Raw genomic sequence first — 19,547 nt, 5'->3', positions numbered from 1 at the left:
CCCGACTTTGCCATTTGTGCTGTTTAATCAAAACCCGCAATTTTAGACTACCACTGTATCACTTGCTGCTTTAGTTCATCAATATCTAAATAATCGCTGACAAAAGCTTTCCGTAAAAGTGGGTGAGGAATAAATTCATCATATTTTTGGAGTTCCGGTGCTTCTGCTTCGCTTACTAAATATTCTGGCGTAATTTTTTGTTCACATAATGAAACTATTTCATTTTTCAGGTGTTTAAATTTATCTTTGCCTAATTTTAATGTCAAATAATAAGGATTTATCCCACTAATACTTTTAATTTCTAAAATTTCTCTACAGCAAGAATTAAGCAATCTTTCTAAAGTACGATAGGCCAAAGTACCCATCCAAGGAAAAATGCAGCATTTACCTTTTTCTAGACGCAATATATTTTGTTTATCTAAACCAGCATCTTGAATAGTTCGTCGAGCTATTTGCAAATTTTGAAAAGCATTACTTTGTAAATAGCTATATTCTATATTTTCTAGCAAAACTCGCCGCATTCTTTGTAAAACTTTCGTATGGATTATTCCACTGCCACCACGCCAATAAATAGTAGCTTTGCCCTCTACCTGCTTAACAGAAATAGCTCTCTTTTTAAAGTCAATTTCTACCACCTCCCAAGTTTTACCTGCCAAAGCAAATTGATTTCCAACGGGATGGGGCATCAGGATACTACCAATTTCTGTTGCACCATGCTTTACAACATATTCTTGATTATCGGCAAATACAGCATAAAATTGAAATTTCCGCACCACTTTTTCTCCAGTTAAACCCAATATTAATTTGCCTTTTTCAGTTAGCTGGACGTGGTCGATATCAATTAAATAGCGTAACAATAATCGAAAATCTTCTTGAGTAATAGCTGCAAAGGGTGGCAGGCTTAAAACTTTTTTAGCCAAGGCAGAAGGAGACAGTTCACCTTCTGCTACTAAAATGCTCATTGTCTGGTGATATAGCAAACTTAAAGGATATTGAATCGGCTTGATTGGCTCAATCCAACGCTCCTCTAAATAAAGTTGAATAATGGCAATACACTGCAAAAGTTGCCAGGGAATTTGTTCTGGTAGTGATGCTTCTGGCGATGGTTCATTTTCAGCGCAAACAAAACGCATATCAGCAGCTTCACCTCTTCTACCAGTGCGTCCTAAACGCTGTAAAAAGCTGGCTACAGAGAGGGGTGATTCTAGCTGAATTATTCTTTCTAAATGACCGATATCTATACCTAACTCTAGAGTTAGGGTAGCAGCAGTAACCGCCGGATTATTTGGTTCGCGCATAGCATTTTCGGCTGCTTGTCGCAAGCTAGCAGAGATACTGCCATGATGTACATGATATATGTCTGGTAATGCTTCTTCTGCGGCAATTCTTCGCAAAGAACTAATTACAGATTCTGTTTGCGTGCGATTATTAGCAAAAATTAAGCATTTACGAGATTTGCTCAGAGTGAAAATATATTTGTCATATACAGTTGTTTCTAATTCGTCAACCTCATCTTTCAGATAAAAATGTTCTACAGCAAGTTTAATTTGGCGTTTTCCTGCCTCAATTTTGGGAGTAATTACTGGCTGTTTAGTTCCAGAACGTAACCATTCTTCTGCCATTAAGTAATCACCAAGAGTTGCTGACAAACCAATGCGACGGGGTTGGGTTTGTGTTAAATTCGCCAAACGCTGCAATTGACAAATAATTTGGCAACCACGTTCTGAACCCATAAAGGCGTGAATTTCATCAATTACGACAAAACGTAAATCACCAAATAAGCGAATTAAGTCATTATGTTTGTTAACTAACAAGCTTTCTAAAGATTCTGGTGTGATTTGTAGAATACCTCTGGGGTTTTTTAAAAGCTTGTGTTTATGGCTTTGAGAAACATCACCGTGCCAGTGCCACACTGGGATATCTGCTGCTTTTAGCAAGCCGTTGAGTCGCTCAAATTGGTCATTAATTAAAGCTTTAATAGGGCCTATATATAATGCGCCTATGGTAGTAGGGGGGTTTTCAAATAATCGAGTCACTATTGGTAAAAATGCTGCTTCTGTTTTGCCCGCAGCAGTTGCAGCGGCAATTAGTAGGTGAGCATCAGTCTCAAATATCACCTGACAAGCCGCAATCTGAGCTGGACGTAATTCAGTCCAGTTGTTTTCATAAATGTACTCTTGGATAAAGGGTGCAAGCCGACTGAAGATATCGCTCATTTCTTGCTTAGGAAGAAGATAAGTAATTTTATACCGACAAGGAAGTAAGGGTGGTGAAAGAAACTAAAAAAATGGAGGCGGTTCAAAACCGCCTCCTATCTAATTAGAGCTTGGAGGAGTTAGAAAATATTTGGCAACAGGTAAAAGCCCAAATTGCCCAAGAGCATTAATTTATCAAGTTTACAATTTGATGGTAACGGTTTTCACTTCCGTATATTGCTGCAAGCCATATTCGCCCAGTTCACGACCAATACCAGATTGCTTGAATCCGCCAAAGGGTGCAGCAGCGTCGAATACATCGTAGCAATTTACCCAGACTGTACCAGCACGAACATTGTTAGCGATCGCATGGGCTTTAGTGATATCCTGAGTCCAAACTGCGGCGGCAAGTCCGTACATTGTATTATTTGCCCGTTTAATTACCTCATCAATGTCTTTAAACTTGATGATGCTCATCACTGGGCCAAAGATTTCCTCTTGGGCAATCTTCATATCATCACGGACATCAGTAAACACTGTCGGTGCGATGAAGAAACCTTGTTCTCCTACGCGATTACCACCACAAAGCATTTGGGCCCCTTCGCGCATTCCCGCTTCGATGTAACCCATCACTTTGTCAAATTGCTCTTTGTCTACTTGGGGGCCTTGTTCTGTGTTGGTGTCGAAGGGATTACCGACAACTCGCTGTTTAGCTCTTTCGACAGCCATTGCCACAAAATCGTCGTAGCATTTTTCTTCAACGAACAACCGTGAACCAGCACAGCAGCACTGACCTTGGTTGAAGAATAAAGCTTGATGAGCGCCTTCAAGTGCTTTGCTCATGTCAGCATCGGCAAAGACAATATTGGGACTCTTACCACCTAACTCCAAAGTCACACGCTTGAGGTTACTCTTGGCAGCTGCTTCCATAATCAGATGCCCGACTTCAGTGGAACCAGTAAATGCCACTTTGTCAATATCCATGTGGCGAGAAATTGCTGCTCCGGCTGTTGGCCCATACCCTGATAAGAGATTCACCACACCAGGAGGGAAGCCAGCCTCAACAATCAACTCACCCACCCGCAGTGCAGATAAAGGTGTTTGCTCGGCTGTTTTCATGACTACAGTATTACCTGTAGCCAAAGCTGGTGCTAGCTTCCACGCCTGCATCAACAGTGGGAAGTTCCAAGGGATAATTTGACCAACCACACCCACAGGCTCATGACGGGTATAGCAGAAGTAAGGCCCATTAATCGGGATTGTTTTACCTTGCACCTTGTCAGCCCAGCCTGCATAGTAGCGGTAGCAAGCAATAACTAGCCCCAAGTCACCCAAAGAATCGTTCAGGGGCTTACCATTATCGAGGGTTTCTAACCGCGCCAACTCATCAATATTCTGTTCAATTAAGTCGGCTAACTTGTAGAGTAGCTCACCGCGCTGGGTGGCAGACATCTTAGGCCATTCCCCACTAATGAAAGCCTTGCGAGCTGCTTGTACAGCTTTATCTACATCTGGGGCATCTGCTTCTGCTACTTCGCAGATTGTTTCGCCTGTCGCTGGGTTAATTGTTTCAAATCGGCGACCGCTGACACTTTCTACCCACTCGTTATTAATCAGCAGTTGGTTGGGGCCGATTTTGACCTGTTGTTCTGGTACTGTTGCTGTAACCATCAGGCCTCCTTAAGCGATGAAAAATTTGCTTAAATCTATTAATTATGTTTTCTCGTATACCGCACTGTTGCTAATTTCTTTATATATTTTTAGGCTTTGCTTTACATAAAATACACATATCCAAAAAAATGGAGGCAGTTACAAACCGCCCCCTTATAAATTACAGCTTGGATAAATTAGAAATGCTCTGGCAACAAGTTAACTGCCACTTGTAAGTATCGTCAAGGCCAATCCCAAGATAATTGCTCCACCACCAAGGATAAATGACCAGAAGCGATGATAACTATTAACAACTGTGCCATTTTCACTTACGAATTGGATCAGATCCATCCAAGGAGCAACACCGCGACGGAACCAACCGACAGCCCCTACCTGTTCACCAATTAAGCTGTTGACTCGTTTCATGCCAAACAAGAAGTTACCGATAGGGCCAAAGCGTGAGGCGTAGTGTAAATAAAGCATTCCACTGCTGTCTTGGATTTTTAAGTCAGAACCAAATTTATAGCCTGCGTCGCCACGACCAATAAGTTGCCCTTCTAATTTTGCAGGTTGTCCGCGTAACGGGCTGGCATAGGGGTCTGACATCAGGGTAAGAATGTCGGTAGCTGGTGCTTGCTTGTAGTCGGGGAACATCACAAAGGCTTTGATTAAAATTCCGATACCTAAGCCAATGAATGGTGCGCCCAATATCAACCCAGAATTTGGAGAACTAGACCACAAAATCAAGCCAATTGCCAAACCAGCGAAGAAACCGATAGTTTCAGCGCCGTAAAGCACTACATCTAAAAAGAAATTACCGTATAGCTTACTCTTATTGAGATTTTTGCCTTCACCCATCACTCGTCCCATGTCGAACTCAGTGGGTAAACCCAACTGTTCAGCGTATGTACTGAGGGCACGAACTCGTTTGCCAGTTAGAGGGTGGGTAGAATTTAACTCCATCCACCAGCCCCACGGATTAAACATATCCCACAAAAAGACGCGACCAATTTTTTGCGGATCGGAAGCAATGCGGTAAGCAGTACCAGTAGAAGCTGCGGCTTTCGGGTCATAAATACCCAAGGCGCGAGTACCTTCAATCAAACGGCTAGGTTCTTGTGTCCGGGAACCTTCTTCTAAAATACCGTAGGCAATTTTCACTAAAGCGCGGGATAGGGCGTTAGGATTCCCCGTAGTTTCCGCTGCAAAGTGGTCAGCAAAGTATTCTCGTGTGCGGGAAAGATAAAGTAATAAGTAAGTACCGACAATATAGAAAATATAGGCAATGAGGGACGCAGTTTGCATGGCGTCTTTAATTTTGCTATCGCCGCCACGACGACCCAACCTGTTAGCTGTGCTGTAAATTAAGTAGCAAATTTGCACTAAGGTAGAAGCCACTGTCATTACAGCAAAGTCCCAATGGACGATGTGCCCTAGTTCGTGAGCATACACAGTGGCAATTTCATCATCATCTAGGTAAGTAAAAAGTCCCTGACTGACGATTAACCGGGCGCTATTAGGCAATGAGCCATAAGTAAAAGCTGTGGGGTTTTGGTCGTTAATAATGCCCAGTCGAGGAGTTTTAAGTTTCTTCTGTTGACAGACTTGCTGAATAACTCTTGCTGTCTCTGGACTGAGAATTTCAACATCTGCCAACTCTACCCACCGCGTCTGGTAAAGCCAGCGTTGGGTTAAGTCCATGAGGAAGGGAGACAGGAAAAAGGCAGCAAGATTAAAAACTAAACTGATACTAATGGCGATCGCTAATCCTTGGAGTGGATTATCGCTACCTAAAATAAATACTAAGCTCAAACCTAAAGCGAACACCATCCCAAACAACAAGGTCATGGTGACACCAGAAGCTAATGCTAGACTTCCGCCCACGCCTTTCATTGCTAATTTGACACCAGCACTAGCAGCACGTCCAGCTTTTTCCATGGCGCTAGCATGGTTTGCTGGGGTTTGCGGTAGGGATTGGCGGGCTTTTTCTGCCCAACTCCGCACCTGGGGGTTTTCACTCACCATTAGCTTTTGACACAGGATTGTGGCTTTTTCGATTTCACCTGCGCCTTGATAGGATTTCATCAGCCACATATTTGCTGTAAGATAATCCGGGGAATCATAATCTACAGCATTCCGGCAGAATTGTTCTAGTAATTGAACTGCTTCTTGATAACGTCCTTGTTGAAAGGCATCTAATCCAGATTGCAATGACATAAAATCTCCTTGAAAAGGAGTAGTAATTGATCCATCAATACTCAATAGATCCAGCCCTCGTCATCGTCATTTCGCAAATCTTTAAATAAAAAGGTATAAATTGTATTGTTAATAGCAGATGAGATAGAGGTTTTAATCACTGCCTGATAGGGTTTTACTCATAAAGTAAGTATTTTGTTTCAGTATTAACACTGTGATAAAAGTAGTTTTTATTTAACAAATAACTAAATTTTAAGCAATAAATCTAGTTAACTTTTTATCTGAAAAAAGGAAACAGTAAACAACTGATAACTGACTAACTAAGGTTGATAGGATGGGGAAAAGCCAAAGATTTGTGCCATATTTGAAAGTTTTTTTGTGCTATGACTATTGCCCAAAGTACTTCTCCCCTGATTGCGATCGCCCAAAAAACCCGCCAAGCTGCGAGTTCGCTGGCACTTCTTTCCACTGATGCGAGAAATCAAGCTATTGAAGCGATCGCTCAAGCTTTAGAATCGGCAAAAGATGAAATCTTGCAGGCAAATATTGCTGATTGTCAAGCGGCTGCTGCTGATGGCATTGCCAAACCACTGTATAAGCGTTTGCAGTTGGATGAATATAAGTTAAAAGATGCGATCGCTGGAGTCAGAGATGTAGGTAAACTAGCTGATCCAGTCGGTCAAGTGCAAATTCACCGCGAAATTGATACTGGTTTAATTCTCAAGCGAATTACTTGCCCTTTAGGGGTTTTGGGCATTATTTTTGAAGCCCGTCCAGAGGCGGCAATTCAAATTGTCTCTTTAGCTATCAAGTCGGGTAATGGCGTGATTCTCAAAGGTGGCAAAGAAGCGATACGTTCTTGCGAAGCTATTGTTAAGGCAATTAAGCAAGGCTTATCGCAAACTACTGTTAACCCTGATGCGGTGCAGTTGCTAACAACTAGAGAAGAAATATTAGAACTTTTGCAGTTAGATAAATATGTAGATTTAATTATTCCCAGAGGTTCTAATTCTTTTGTGCGGTTCGTGCAAGAAAATACCCGCATTCCTGTACTTGGCCATGCTGATGGCATTTGTCATCTTTATGTAGATCAAGCCGCTGATATTGCCAAAGCAGTAACCATTACCGTTGATGCTAAAGTTCAATATCCTGCTGCTTGTAATGCGATTGAAACTTTACTAGTTCATGCAAGCATAGCTTCAGAATTTCTCCCCAAAGTTGCCGCAGCTTTACAAGCAAATCATGTAGAGATCCGAGGCGATGAACGCACTGCTAAAATTTTGCCTAATATCATCAGTGCCACAGAAAAAGATTGGCAAACCGAATACAGCGATTTGATTTTGGCGATTAAAATTGTAGATTCGCTAGAAGAGGCGATCGCACATATTAATAATTATGGTTCTCGCCATACAGAAGCAATAGTCACTGAAGATTTAGCGGCGGCTGAAACTTTCTTAGGATTAGTGAATGCAGCTGGTGTTTACCACAACTGTTCTACTCGTTTTGCTGATGGTTTTCGTTATGGTTTTGGTGCTGAAGTAGGAATTAGTACTCAACAAATGCCACCTAGAGGCCCTGTTGGTTTAGAAGGATTAGTAACATATAAATATCAAATGACTGGTGATGGACATATTGTTGCCAATTATACAGGGGCAAATGCTAAATCATTTACTCATCAGGATTTGATATAAAAAAATTACCATTATTTTGTCTTATGCAAAAACGCACAGTGGTAAACTCTTATTTTCTTCTTTGCGTCTATGCATAGGGCAAAAAACATGGCTGATTTACCTGAAAATAGTTGTAAGCGCGTTAGGTTTTAACCTGTAATAATGGACGAAGGTAAAAGCGCAGTGTCTCAGCAGTATTCCATTGAACAGCTTCCCACGAACCTGGACAAAATTTTTCAGGAAGTGGAACAACGAGAATCGGTAAAAATTACGCGGCATGGACAACAAGTTGCTGTTATTTTGCCTATGGCGGAATATGCGCGGCTAACACATGGAAAAACAAGTTTTCGAGAATCTTTAGAGCAATTCCGTCAAGAAATTATAGAAGAAGGAATCGAAATTGACCCTGATGAGGTTTGGAAGGATGTACGCAACGAGTTTACTGGACGTGAGGTAAACTTTTGAGTCGGTTTTTACTTGATACCAATGTTATCTCTGAACTGTATTTAGGGTGTTGCTGAGTAAAAATATGAATTTATCTCACGCAGAGGCGCAGAGACGCAGAGAGTAAGAGCTTGAAAGATGAAACTTTCGCCATTCATACCTCAATTCAGCAAAGTCTTATTTATAATTTCACACTAAAGCTTTCAATAAAGCTTGAAGTTTTAACTGCACCTCTGCAAACTCTTTTTCAGGATCGGAACCAGCGACAATACCAGCACCTGCATAAAGTCTAGCGCGATCGCCATCTATCAATGCTGAACGAATGCCGACAATAAACTCGCAGTTACCTTCAGAGTCTACCCAACCCAGTGGCGCAGCATATAAACCCCTCTCAAAATTTTCGTAACGACGAATTTCGGCACAAGCAACATCTCTAGCTGCACCAGCAACCGCTGGCGTAGGATGCAGTTGAGCGACAATCTTTAAAGGATGGACGTTAGCAGGAACTAACGCGCTAATGGGTGTCCATAAATGTTGGATATTAGATAATTGCCGCAAGCGTGGTGGTAATACTTGGGGTAACAAACCGATCTGAGATAAACGTTGGGTAATGAAATCAATTACCAGCAAATGTTCGTGCCTTTCTTTTACACTACTGAGTAAACGATTGGCATGGACAGCATCTTCAGAAGGTGTTCTACCTCGTGGTGCAGAACCTGCTAAAGCATCAGTAATTAACTGTTGCTGGTGAATACTAATTAAGCGTTCTGGACTAGCCCCAATAAAATTTTGTCCTTTGCCATTACTTGTAGAGAATATATAGCAATTAGGATGTATTCTGCGGAGATTGTTTAAAGATTTAAATAAATTAAAATGATTTGTTGAAATAACATCTAAGGCATCTGCTAGAACAATTTTACTTAAATGACTAGAGTGGATTTTTTCTAAAACTGACAAAACTGAACTTTTAAATTTGTTAGAATTTGTAACAGAGTTTTTGCTGATTTTTGCAGGGAAATAATCAATATGTGGAGAATCATATTTTAACGAATTAATCGTTTCGATTTTGCCCCACAATGTTTGCCATACTCTTGAAATATTGGCGCTAGAATTAATAATTGTGTTCATTACTAATATGCAGCGCTGATTTTTTACAGCTATTTGCCAACGCGGAAGAAAAATTGTAGCCGATGGAAATGGATAATCTGCTTGAGAATTTTGATGAAAAAAGCTGAAGTAACAAAAAAAGTGGGGCCCAGCAAAAGGTTGGTTTTTCTTATCAAAACTAATTATATTTTTCAGAGAATTTTTGATAAAATATTCAGCTTTACTAAATCGCTCCATACCATCAATATGTAATTTTGATACAGCATCAATGGCAGCGATCGCTTCACCTTTGCCCTTATTCTCAAAATAAAAATTTATCTCATTTGGTTGGGCCAGTTTATCTAACACAACTAAGGGATCAACTAAGTCAATTTCTAGCGAAATGCTCACTATTTGCCTGCAATTATTTTTGAGGCAATTTTCCTGAACTGTCGAAAGAAATTGGTATAAGTCTTTGTGCTCTACCAAGAAGTTGTTGCGACATGGTGAAACTGTCATGGATCTAGTAATAGTAAATTTTTTTTAAGTTAACTTCCTAAAGTGCAATTAAACGTGGTCGTATTTCTACAGGTAACATATTCAGTCGCCATTTCACCAGAGTATGGTTTGCCTTGTTTTTGGTGTTGCAATACCATTACAAGCCATACTCAGATTTGTGCTGCAATTTAAGCTCAACTAGCTACAACAAAAGTAGTAGTTTTTTGTATAGCGCCAACATGAGGTGTCTCTCAAAACTATAAAATCTAAAGATGAGTAAGTTTCTGGCAATTTAGTTAATCACGACTGATGACTACAAAGCAGATTTTATATCCTAAGACTAAGTTTAAGTTATGGATGGCAGCGATTAAACCGCCCATGTACAGCGTTGCCATTATGCCTATTTGGGTAGGAACAGCGGTAGCATTTGCAGAAACCAAAATTTTTAATGGAGTAGTATTTTTAATTTTTATAGCTGCTGCAATTTTAATTTTGGCGTGGGAAAATATCAGTAATGATGTCTTTGATTCAGAAACGGGGATTGATCAAAATAAACATCATTCTTTGGTAAACCTCACGGGCAAAAAATTATTAATATTTTGGTTAGGAAATTTTTGCTTGGGTTCGGGTTTGCTAGGAATAATAGCGATCGCAACTTTGCAAAAAGACCTAACTATAGTAGCAATAATTCTGCTTTGTTGTGCTTTGGGCTATATGTACCAAGGGCCTCCTTTTCGTTTAGGATACCAGGGTTTAGGGGAGATTATTTGCTTTTTTGCTTTTGGCCCGTTGGCAGTGGCGGCAGCATATTACAGCCAAACCCAAACTTGGTCAATGACAAGTTTACTCGCTTCAGTAATAGTCGGCATTGTTACAAGTTTAATTTTATTTTGCTCCCACTTTCACCAAGTTAAAGATGACATAGCCGCAGGCAAGCGATCGCCTATTGTCCGTCTAGGAACTCGAAAAGGTTCCCAAGTCCTCAATTGGTTTACTGCCAGTATTTATCCTCTCACCTTAGGGTTTGTACTGTGGGGCATTTTCCCCATTTGGACGTTGTTAAGTTGGGTAAGTTTACCTTTTGCTTTTAAATTATGCCGTCATGTCCAGGACAATCACAACCAGCCAGATAAAGTTAAAAATTGTAAATTTATTGCCGTAGCTGTACATTTTTGGTGTTGCTTAATGTTGGGTGTGGGATTCATGCTTTGAGAAGGGGACTGGGGACTGAGGGTTGGCGATAAGGAGAAAAATTCTTATTGTTCACAACTCAGTAATCTTTCAAATTAGTTAGCTTGATTTTCACAGCGTGGCTTATAGATTTGAATTTCGTTCGATAGCGCGGAAATTTGTGCGATCGCTTGTTACTAGTCATGGCAATTGGGATATCCGCGAAAGCATTATTATTCGTCTGATTGATGAAGCAGGTAGATTTAGTTGGGGAGAAATTGCCCCGATCAGCTGGTTTGGTTCTGAAACCCTCGAACAAGCTTTAGATTTTTGTCGCCAACTACCGCCGGAAATTACAGACAAGACAATTTTCTCCATTCCAGATAATTTACCCGCCTGTCAATTTGGTTTTGAATCAGCACTAGAGGGGCTAAGAACTGGGGGACAAGGGGAAAGAACTATGAATAACTCTTGCTCCTTGTCCTGTTCATCCAATCCCCAATCCCTTAGCTACAGCGGCTTATTACCCACAGGAGAGGCGGCATTAAATCAATGGCAAACTCTATGGCAGCAAGGATATCGCACGTTTAAATGGAAAATTGGTGTCGATGCGATCGCCAAAGAATTGGAAATTTTTAACTTACTAATTCACAGCTTACCCGCCTCGACAAAACTGCGGTTAGATGCAAACGGTGGACTCAGCTATGAAGAAGCGAACTTATGGCTGGAAACTTGCGATAATCTTTCGGCAAATATCGAATTTATCGAACAACCGCTACCCGTTGGGCAGTTAGAAGTGATGTTGCAACTAACTAAGCGTTATACAACAGCGATCGCCCTAGATGAGTCTGTCGCCACACTCCAGCAACTTACCGCAGCCTATGAACAAGGGTGGCGAGAAATTTTTGTGATTAAACCGGGGATAGCGGGATCGCCATCACGTCTGCGGCAGTTTTGCCAACAACATCAAATTGATGCCGTGTTTTCATCAGTCTTTGAGACTGCGATCGCAAGACAAGCAGCACTCCAACTAGCAGCAGAATTATCTCGACACAATCGGGCAGTTGGTTTTGGTATTAGTCATTTTTTTGAAGAAGATATATGTCCTCAAAGTCTATGGAAAAACCCTTAGCTTATCTGAGAAATTTAGGCGATCGCGATTGGCTAATCGGTTGTAATATTCGTCAATTTCAACAAATAGCAGAAGAATTATATTTAGAACTCATCCAGTTAACTGCATCAGGAATCTCACCGAAAATCATCTTAGCTGAACGCCAACCAGAGAAGTTTTTAGCAGGCTTTATTGCAGCTTGTGCAGCTAACTGTCCAGTATTTCTATGTAACCCCGATTGGGGGACACAAGAATGGCAGCAAGTTTTTGATTTAGTGCAGCCAGATATAGTTTGGAGATATGGGGAGACATGGGGACACGGGGACGCGGGGACGCGGGGACAAATTGTTACTCAGAACTTATCACTCAGAACTTATCACTCAGAACTTATCACTCAGCACTCATCACTGATTATGATTCCCACTGGGGGGTCATCGGGAGAAATTAAGTTTGCCATCCATACTTGGGAAACTCTGATGGCATCGGTGCAAGGTTTTACAGCATATTTCGAGTTAAATAGTGTTAATTCTTTTTGCGTCTTGCCGTTTTATCATGTAAGTGGTTTGATGCAATTTATGCGTTCTTTCACCACTGGCGGTCAACTAGCTATTCTTCACTTTAAAACACTAGAATCTAGACTATTAGATAATATTGAAATCTCAAAGTTTTTTATATCTTTAGTACCAACTCAGTTACAGCGTCTTCTCCAAAACCCAGCATTAACCGATTGGCTGTCGCAATTTAAAACTGTGCTTTTGGGAGGTGCGCCTGCGTGGAATGAACTGCTAGAACAAGCTAGATTTCACCGCATTCAATTAGCGCCTACCTATGGAATGACAGAAACCGCCTCTCAAATTGCTACCCTCAAACCTAATGATTTTCTGAATGGTAAAGTTAGCTCCGGCCAGATTTTACCTCATGCCCAAGTCACAATTTGCAACCAGCAAGGCGAGATATTAAATATAAATGAAATAGGAAATATAACTATCAAAGCTGAATCTTTAGCCCTTGGTTACTATCCAAATATCTGGCAAACTCAAGATTACTTTCAAGTTGATGATTTAGGTTTTATAGATGCCCAAGGCTATCTAAGTATTGTTGGTCGTAGTAGTGACAAAATAATTACTGGGGGAGAAAATATCTATCCAGCAGAAATTGAATCAGCTATTTTATCAACTAAAATAGTTGCTGATGTTTGTGTAATTGGTATACCAGATAAACAATGGGGGCAAGCATTAACAGCGATTTATATTCCTCAAAACTTTAAGATAACTAGCTTAGATGTGAAAGTTGCACTCCAAGATAAACTCAGCAAATTCAAAATTCCTAAACATTGGATTTCACAGAATAGCTTACCCCGCAATTCTCAAGGTAAAATTAACCGCCAACAGCTACATCAAATAGCTACAGAATTACTGCAAAATTCTATACCGTAATCTCTCTAGACTTTCTTCTTTCTGCTTCCTCCGTGTCTCTGCGGTTCGTTTCCAACCACTGGTTGATCTCACTCGGAAATTCCTGCTTACTTCTACTAATCGCATCAATACAAACGTGCCTAGTAATTGCCTTAGCAACCAACACATCAGAAACTGTAATTTCGTAAGCAATTTCAAACTTATCTAGACCTAATTTTTGAGGCATTAAGCTAACTATTAACTTATCTCCACAGAATATTGGGCGTAAAAAATCTACATTTGCATGAACAATCGGAAAAGCTACTGTTGGATTGCTAAAAAATACTTTGAGATTAATACCTGATGCCGCTAGAGATTCTTCGTAGGCTTCATGACAAATAGCCAAAACATTGGCAAAGTAAACTACACCAGCAGCATCTGTATCTTGAAAGCGAACGCTACGGTTATAAGTGAATGGCATTTTTTCAAATTCCCAATTCAAAAAAAAGAGCAGGTTAGAAGCCTGCTCTACAAAGTAATTTTACCGCAACGATCGCAGTGATTAGTTTAAGGGATAGTAGATATCCTCAGAATTAGGATTGAGATAAGGACGTTGCACATCAATTAAGTGCCGTGCAAAGTGCCGATCAATTGTCTTCATCCGTTCATCGAGGGCATTTCTACCTTTCTGCCAAGCTTCTAGTAAAGCATTAGCAACAATTTGGCAACGATTCATGCCAAAACTTTCTTGTGCCGCAAATTTTTTGATTGGTTCTTCAGCTAAACTCAGCCCTGGTGCTAAAAACTTGGTGAACAATGGTATTTCAGAGTTAAAATGCGATTCATGGTCTGCATACGCAGCTTGAAGGATTTTACGAATTGCTGGATAATCGCTACGTTCAAAATAAAGTACCCCTGAGTCATAGCGTCCGTAGGCAGAGGGATTGTAAAGTACCTGAAAGCTAAAGGGAATCGCTGCTGCGTTTAGTTCTAATGTAAGACTATCCATGAGGGCGATCGCACCAAATGGTGTGATATTAAAGAAGATTCGTCCTATACCCAAATCAGCGTCTGGGTTACCTTGGCGTTCTTGTCCAAAATTACTAACTGCCAAGTAACAGCCGTTTTGCAGTCGATTTTTGGGCATCCAGATTGCAACCAACTCACCAGCCTTGGCAGTTTGAGACTTGGGTTTGAGATGGCATTCTGGCTCAATATACAATGTCAAACCACCTTTGGTGACTGCCATCGTACCATCAGGTTCTCGCCGTAACACTTCCCAACTAGGGTCAAAATAACCTGTGCCGTGATTGCAATTGTGCAGTCGTTCGTAAAATTCCCCATCAATTCCCAAAGTGGAGTTGTTTTCTATATTTTGGTGGGGTAGATGATTAGCGTTTTTAGCATTTACTGCCAAAACGTTTTGCAGAGAGCCATTGTAATAGATTCCGTAAAGGAAATTACGCAGTAGTAAATTAAGATACTTACGCTGCAAATCTGCGGAATTTTGTTGAAATCTGTCTGCTATTTTAGTCGGCAGAGCAAAGGGTTGATAATTGGGATGATGAATACAGAAGTTAGGCTCGATCTGGATGTTGCTAGCGATATCAAATAAAGAGGTTAGGGGTTGTTGAACAGCAGAATTTAGCATTTAATTAAATCTCAAATTTTAGAATTTGGAATTAGGCAACTACTACGTAGCAGTAATTTTGTCTCGTCATGGCAAATTCATCGATATAACCGATATAACGATTTATCGAGAATTAGTTATAGAGAGATGGTTAAAAACTCAAAATACAAAATTTGCTATTTTGCATTTTAATCGTTGGCTTACTCGTCTTAACAACCACGGAGGCGGGTTTTTTCGTAATAAAGAGGAACCAACTGCTTTTCCTTTTCTGGCTGAGGAAGTTGATGGACTTTTGCCATAGGTTTTAAAATTTCTGACTGTGAGATGCCGAAAACTGTTAGTACAGCTTGCTCAGGCATAGTCAATAAGTTTTTAGCCACTTGCAACATACAGATATTGGCATTATCAAAATGTTTGCGACACTTAATCATTTCCTGAACTTCATGAATTAGCGCCAATCCAGCGAATTGGATAACCCGCAACAGAAAGTCACTACGGTACTCCAAAATTATTGGGAAAGCATTAAGATAAGCTCGAATTAAAGCAAGTATCGAAGGTTGCAGAACCTCTAGCGGTGTTGCCGCCAGACGCAGAGATTCTTCTAAATCGAGAGTAGGATCTACTACCAGGCTCGAAAGCCAAATTTCTAAATAGCTTGCGATTAAAGTTCCTAAATCGAAAGCTGGATCGCCCCAAGCGCAAGCTTCCCAGTCAATCACTCTTACCAAGCAATTGTCTAGCTGCTCCCACCGAGAATGAACCAAAATATTGTTTAACTTCAGGTCGTTATGAGTTAAGCAGCAAGGATTCCATTCATATGCCAAGTCTGCAATTGCTGATTCTAAACTCTCATAACGCTGGGAGAAAATATAAAATTGCAGCGCCTCGGTGGAAATCATACCAAAAATTTCTGGTTGAATCGATTCTATCCCTTGGGCTGGATTATAAAAGTTATAACGAAACTGTCCTTCAGGAGCAGTTGCCATAAAATTACGATATTCTTTGCGGTTGAACGTGGCACGGTGTAGCCCCGCCAACGTAGTGCCAATAGCAGTGGCAATTTCCTGTGGAAAAATATCGTTATTTTGGTAAAAACTTCCCAGTTCTAGATATTCACTTAAGTAATTACGAACGAGGATAGAATTTTCCTCATCATAATGCAGTACTAATGATGCGATCGCAGAAATGTTGCCTATAACCGGAAACTGCTGGAGCAATTGGTGAAACAGCCACTCATTGAAAAATTCATGGGGAGTTTCATGATTGTGATTGCTACGTTCTTGTTTAACCAGGAGTTTGCGATTATCTATCAGCTTCACCAGTAAATTTAAATTTTTACTACTGTTTGGCGGCTCAGATTCGTCTGATGCTCCATCTTCTGAGCTACACAGACCTGCATCTTGCAGATACTGGATAACGTTGTGAGAAGACAGTGAGAATACCATGTATTATTATTTCCTAGTACGTAAAATTGCTTAGAGAATCGCCTATGTCAGGAATGACTGAGCTATAGCAGTTTTCGGTAGATAGCAACTAATGCGTAAATATCAATAACGATTGGTACAATCTATTAATACCCCATCTATTTGATAAAAACCTGCCAAAATGCCAATTTGCTCTTCACTATTCCTTTAAATTCTAATCGATTACAGGCCTAATCTTTACTCTTATGAAGATATTTACGTAGGTACACATCAATTTTTTTAGTTGTGTCTTTTGAGCTAGCCCAGTTTCCAGGTTTTGGCAGCTTCAAAAAGAATTAATGAGCTTATTCATACTGCAACCCTGCTGTAACCAAGTACGTATAGGACTGAGCAGAAGAGGACAAGTGGTAGGGGGGATGGGGAAGGAGAAGGATGTATTTATAGTTTTTTCACCTTCCTTGAGGTAATAGCTGATATTCTGAGCCTCAAGCTCTTTTTTGCTCTCTAGCCAAGGAAAATTGTGCTTGTCATTAAAATCAGTTCTTCGTAGTTTGTGCAACATTTTTAATTTCCTGGCAAAAGTTACGGCAGAAATCAAGGTTTTTGCTGTCTTTTAGACTAAAAAATCATTTTTGAGCAACTGAGTAACGCACAAGAAAACAATTATTAGCTAATGCTGCTTGATGTTAAGCGTTAACTTATAAATGAGAATGTTTGCTGTTATGGAGATAATGGGAAAAATGTAGTAGTAATAACATTTTGTTCATCTTTGATACAGCCCAAAATCTTAATTTGCTATTGACTGATGAAACATAACATTCAGCATTCTTATTTTTATTTATCATCCCAAAGCCAGGAAAACCGGATATTTTAGGTAAGTAAAAATTATTTTTTTTAGTTAATTTTTAATCATTAATGCTTGAATGCACGGTAGTCAGTGGTTTTTGTAACCAAGCACCCAAGTAATTTATAAACGTCCAAATTAAAATTTTTGATTAAAATTTTTTTAAGGTTTAGAGGCAGGTGCGATCGCAATAGCTGATTTGTGTCTTTTATTTTGTTATGTAACCAACAATAATCTAAGGTATTTTATATAGTGACTATTCATCTAAGAGTAACAACGGCGATCGCCTACTCTTTGCCGCTTTTTTATGTGATGTCGCAAAATCAACTTCATAGTAATATAAATGTACTATATATAATTACTTACGCAGGGATAGTCATCTATGCCAAATAAAGCAGATAATCTTAGCAGCAGGCTGGCGCTACCTTCCGGCAACTAATTGATTCAACATCAGCACTAATGCCAGCATACCCAAAATAAACATTAATCCTGCGGGCATAAACTTCCGCGTTTTAGCTAGCCTCATAGCAAAGAAGACTATTAAAACGGCAGTAATAAAAGTTGCCATCAACAAACCCCAAGTTTGTCCTTGTAATTGCCAAAAAGCGGCAAAAATTAGTAATAAACCGCTAATACTACCACTTAATAGAGAAATCTTACTATTAGCCTGAATAGAGCCTATTATGCCGCCAATTATCGACAAAATTCCGTAGGCAAAGGTGGCAATTATACTTAATTCCATTGTTAAAACCTATGTAGATTTTGATTTTACGGCAAGGGTCGGCAGACAATTTACGATAGCTGTCTAGCTACATCACTAAATTGATTGAGTTGATTGATGGATAATCAAGCGATGTCTACAGGAACCACTTCATTCTATGCAAAGATTCAATTCCTCCAGCGCCAAGCAGCATCACTCTTACTTTACCAATCTGTTCTCCAGAACGAAGTAGCGATCGCATTTCTTGATCTGTTGCAAGCTATACGCTACACTGATGCCGATGCGCGGGGTTGCCTCCAAGCCTACGGCAGTTACTTTCACGCCTTAGCTGCTAAAAATCAAAATTGGGAAGATTACCTAATTACTCAAATTCTGATTTGTGAAAATCCCTTTACAAGGCTTGCTCAACAGGAAGAATTGGAGAATATGCCCCTTGCATTAGTAGCAGCAGTTCAGCATGATTTACAAGTGTTGCAGAGTTTATCTGAATGTAGCAGCGCTTGTTTGAGCGAGTGGGTACAAACAGTAGCTCATCTACCTGTTTCACCAATTGTGTGGTATAGAGAGCCAGATAAGATAAATCTGGAGACAGAATTGATGCAGCAGCACCGTCAAGTAACTGCTATGGCCTGTCTACAAAGTTGGGAAAATTGGCCTGATGCGGTAGAAGATTTAGCGGCTTATTATCAGCAATTTGGCACAGGTTTATTTGCAGAGTATCGCGCTTTACGCTGGCAAGGTGGACAGTTTGTTGGTATCCAGCATCCTGATCCAGTTCAAATGAATGTATTAGTAGGTTACGAGTCTCAACGGGACGCTTTGTTAAAAAATACAGAGTTTTTATTGTCAGGTGAGGCAGCACTGCATGTATTACTTTATGGTAGCCGTGGTTCGGGCAAATCTTCTTTAGTGAAAGCTTTGTTGAATGAGTATGGTCATCGCAACCTACGCTTGGTGGAGGTGGCAAAATCTGAATTACAAGACTTACCAAAAATCGTGGAACAATTGCGGGGGGTGCCACAGAAATTTATTATCTTTGTCGATGACTTGTCCTTTGAAGAAGATGACGATGCCTTTAAAGCATTAAAAGTGGTTTTAGAAGGGAATTTAACGGCGCGATCGCAGAACGTAGTAGTCTATGCTACGTCCAACCGCCGTCACTTGATTCGAGAGTTTTTTACAGATAGACCAACGCCCAAGGATAACGAAGAAATCCATGCGTGGGATACGATGCAAGAGAAGCTTTCGTTTAGCGATCGCTTCGGGTTAACTTTGACCTTTGAGGGGGCAGATCAGAAAACTTACTTAAAAATTGTTCGGCATCTAGCAGCACAAGCTGAAATTAATCTTAGCCAAGAAGATTTAGAATTTCAAGCATTACAATGGGCAACACGCCATAATGGTCGTTCTGGACGTACAGCACGGCAATTTGTTGATTTCCTAAAAGCAGATTTGGCACTTCTTAGCGCCAGTAAAACTATATCTGACAATTAGTGGCGGAATTACTTACTTAT

General features: G+C 40.3%; 15 protein-coding genes. 7 read left to right on the top strand and 8 right to left on the bottom strand.

What is annotated here, in order from left to right; genetic code table 11:
- Positions 1 to 47: 47 nt before the first annotated feature.
- The 3 genes from AC5JL8_RS19175 to AC5JL8_RS19165 all read right to left on the bottom strand — a co-directional run bounded on the left by AC5JL8_RS19175 (position 48) and on the right by AC5JL8_RS19165 (position 6,062).
- Positions 48 to 2,216, bottom strand: coding sequence for a DEAD/DEAH box helicase (locus tag AC5JL8_RS19175; protein ID WP_495881279.1), 2,169 nt, complete (start codon positions 2,214 to 2,216; stop codon positions 48 to 50).
- A gap of 180 nt (positions 2,217 to 2,396) precedes the next feature.
- Positions 2,397 to 3,866: an aldehyde dehydrogenase family protein gene (locus AC5JL8_RS19170; RefSeq protein WP_495881278.1), complete on the bottom strand. Its 1,470-nt coding sequence runs from the start codon at positions 3,864 to 3,866 to the stop codon at positions 2,397 to 2,399.
- A gap of 198 nt (positions 3,867 to 4,064) precedes the next feature.
- Positions 4,065 to 6,062: a M48 family metalloprotease gene (locus AC5JL8_RS19165; RefSeq protein ID WP_495881277.1), complete on the bottom strand. Its 1,998-nt coding sequence runs from the start codon at positions 6,060 to 6,062 to the stop codon at positions 4,065 to 4,067.
- Between the two features lie 362 nt (positions 6,063 to 6,424).
- Here AC5JL8_RS19165 and AC5JL8_RS19160 point away from each other — a divergent pair, with 362 nt between their 5' ends.
- Together AC5JL8_RS19160 and AC5JL8_RS19155 are read left to right on the top strand one after the other, a co-directional pair.
- Positions 6,425 to 7,732 carry a glutamate-5-semialdehyde dehydrogenase gene (locus AC5JL8_RS19160; RefSeq protein ID WP_495881276.1) on the top strand — a complete coding sequence of 436 codons (1,308 nt, stop codon included), beginning with the start codon at positions 6,425 to 6,427 and terminating at the stop codon, positions 7,730 to 7,732.
- Positions 7,733 to 7,873: 141 nt separating this feature from the next.
- Positions 7,874 to 8,176: a type II toxin-antitoxin system Phd/YefM family antitoxin gene (locus AC5JL8_RS19155; RefSeq protein WP_495881275.1), complete on the top strand. Its 303-nt coding sequence runs from the start codon at positions 7,874 to 7,876 to the stop codon at positions 8,174 to 8,176.
- A gap of 168 nt (positions 8,177 to 8,344) precedes the next feature.
- Here the strand turns inward: AC5JL8_RS19155 and AC5JL8_RS19150 are convergent, their stop codons facing one another.
- Positions 8,345 to 9,760: an isochorismate synthase gene (locus tag AC5JL8_RS19150; RefSeq protein ID WP_495881274.1), complete on the bottom strand. Its 1,416-nt coding sequence runs from the start codon at positions 9,758 to 9,760 to the stop codon at positions 8,345 to 8,347.
- Between the two features lie 288 nt (positions 9,761 to 10,048).
- Between AC5JL8_RS19150 and menA the strand changes: the two genes are divergently transcribed.
- The 3 genes from menA to AC5JL8_RS19135 all read left to right on the top strand — a co-directional run bounded on the left by menA (position 10,049) and on the right by AC5JL8_RS19135 (position 13,456).
- On the top strand, positions 10,049 to 10,951 hold the full coding sequence (gene menA / locus AC5JL8_RS19145) for a 2-carboxy-1,4-naphthoquinone phytyltransferase (RefSeq protein ID WP_495881273.1): 903 nt from the start codon (positions 10,049 to 10,051) through the stop codon (positions 10,949 to 10,951).
- 97 nt (positions 10,952 to 11,048) lie between these two features.
- Positions 11,049 to 12,041 (top strand): o-succinylbenzoate synthase, encoded by a 993-nt coding sequence (locus AC5JL8_RS19140; protein ID WP_495881272.1) that lies wholly within the window; start codon positions 11,049 to 11,051, stop codon positions 12,039 to 12,041.
- The gene (locus tag AC5JL8_RS19135; protein ID WP_495881674.1) at positions 12,026 to 13,456 is read left to right on the top strand and encodes a 2-succinylbenzoate--CoA ligase; all 1,431 of its coding nucleotides are present in this window, start codon (positions 12,026 to 12,028) and stop codon (positions 13,454 to 13,456) included. The genes AC5JL8_RS19140 and AC5JL8_RS19135 overlap by 16 nt, the downstream gene beginning before the upstream one ends.
- Here AC5JL8_RS19135 and AC5JL8_RS19130 read toward each other — a convergent pair.
- From AC5JL8_RS19130 to AC5JL8_RS19120, 3 genes are all read right to left on the bottom strand, one after another.
- The gene (locus AC5JL8_RS19130; protein ID WP_495881271.1) at positions 13,446 to 13,895 is read right to left on the bottom strand and encodes an acyl-CoA thioesterase; all 450 of its coding nucleotides are present in this window, start codon (positions 13,893 to 13,895) and stop codon (positions 13,446 to 13,448) included. The two genes, AC5JL8_RS19135 and AC5JL8_RS19130, sit on opposite strands and share 11 nt — an antisense overlap.
- A gap of 81 nt (positions 13,896 to 13,976) precedes the next feature.
- The gene (locus tag AC5JL8_RS19125; RefSeq protein WP_495881270.1) at positions 13,977 to 15,065 is read right to left on the bottom strand and encodes a T3SS effector HopA1 family protein; all 1,089 of its coding nucleotides are present in this window, start codon (positions 15,063 to 15,065) and stop codon (positions 13,977 to 13,979) included.
- A gap of 188 nt (positions 15,066 to 15,253) precedes the next feature.
- Positions 15,254 to 16,489: an aminoglycoside phosphotransferase family protein gene (locus tag AC5JL8_RS19120; protein ID WP_495881269.1), complete on the bottom strand. Its 1,236-nt coding sequence runs from the start codon at positions 16,487 to 16,489 to the stop codon at positions 15,254 to 15,256.
- A gap of 1,075 nt (positions 16,490 to 17,564) precedes the next feature.
- Between AC5JL8_RS19120 and AC5JL8_RS19115 the strand changes: the two genes are divergently transcribed.
- Complete coding sequence (locus AC5JL8_RS19115) at positions 17,565 to 17,705, top strand: hypothetical protein (protein WP_495881268.1); 141 nt, start codon at positions 17,565 to 17,567, stop codon at positions 17,703 to 17,705.
- Positions 17,706 to 17,733: 28 nt separating this feature from the next.
- On the opposite strand, the gene AC5JL8_RS19110 is transcribed toward AC5JL8_RS19115, so the two are convergent.
- On the bottom strand, positions 17,734 to 18,054 hold the full coding sequence (locus tag AC5JL8_RS19110; RefSeq protein ID WP_495881267.1) for a TMEM14 family protein: 321 nt from the start codon (positions 18,052 to 18,054) through the stop codon (positions 17,734 to 17,736).
- Positions 18,055 to 18,150: 96 nt separating this feature from the next.
- Here AC5JL8_RS19110 and AC5JL8_RS19105 point away from each other — a divergent pair, with 96 nt between their 5' ends.
- On the top strand, positions 18,151 to 19,527 hold the full coding sequence (locus tag AC5JL8_RS19105; RefSeq protein ID WP_495881266.1) for an ATP-binding protein: 1,377 nt from the start codon (positions 18,151 to 18,153) through the stop codon (positions 19,525 to 19,527).
- Positions 19,528 to 19,547 lie beyond the last annotated feature (20 nt).

It is taken from the genome of Mojavia sp. (assembly GCF_059505145.1).
Note: the sequence above shows the minus strand (reverse complement) of the source record. Positions and strands in the feature narration are given on the sequence as shown.

Coding starts and splice junctions, on each gene's coding strand:
- AC5JL8_RS19175 (WP_495881279.1), bottom strand. CDS start 2,216: ATGAGCGATATCTTCAGTCGGCTTGCACCCTTTATCCAAGAGTACATT.
- AC5JL8_RS19170 (WP_495881278.1), bottom strand. CDS start 3,866: ATGGTTACAGCAACAGTACCAGAACAACAGGTCAAAATCGGCCCCAAC.
- AC5JL8_RS19165 (WP_495881277.1), bottom strand. CDS start 6,062: ATGTCATTGCAATCTGGATTAGATGCCTTTCAACAAGGACGTTATCAA.
- AC5JL8_RS19160 (WP_495881276.1), top strand. CDS start 6,425: ATGACTATTGCCCAAAGTACTTCTCCCCTGATTGCGATCGCCCAAAAA.
- AC5JL8_RS19155 (WP_495881275.1), top strand. CDS start 7,874: ATGGACGAAGGTAAAAGCGCAGTGTCTCAGCAGTATTCCATTGAACAG.
- AC5JL8_RS19150 (WP_495881274.1), bottom strand. CDS start 9,760: ATGACAGTTTCACCATGTCGCAACAACTTCTTGGTAGAGCACAAAGAC.
- menA (WP_495881273.1), top strand. CDS start 10,049: ATGACTACAAAGCAGATTTTATATCCTAAGACTAAGTTTAAGTTATGG.
- AC5JL8_RS19135 (WP_495881674.1), top strand. CDS start 12,026: ATGGAAAAACCCTTAGCTTATCTGAGAAATTTAGGCGATCGCGATTGG.
- AC5JL8_RS19130 (WP_495881271.1), bottom strand. CDS start 13,895: ATGCCATTCACTTATAACCGTAGCGTTCGCTTTCAAGATACAGATGCT.
- AC5JL8_RS19125 (WP_495881270.1), bottom strand. CDS start 15,065: ATGCTAAATTCTGCTGTTCAACAACCCCTAACCTCTTTATTTGATATC.
- AC5JL8_RS19120 (WP_495881269.1), bottom strand. CDS start 16,489: ATGGTATTCTCACTGTCTTCTCACAACGTTATCCAGTATCTGCAAGAT.
- AC5JL8_RS19110 (WP_495881267.1), bottom strand. CDS start 18,054: ATGGAATTAAGTATAATTGCCACCTTTGCCTACGGAATTTTGTCGATA.
- AC5JL8_RS19105 (WP_495881266.1), top strand. CDS start 18,151: ATGGATAATCAAGCGATGTCTACAGGAACCACTTCATTCTATGCAAAG.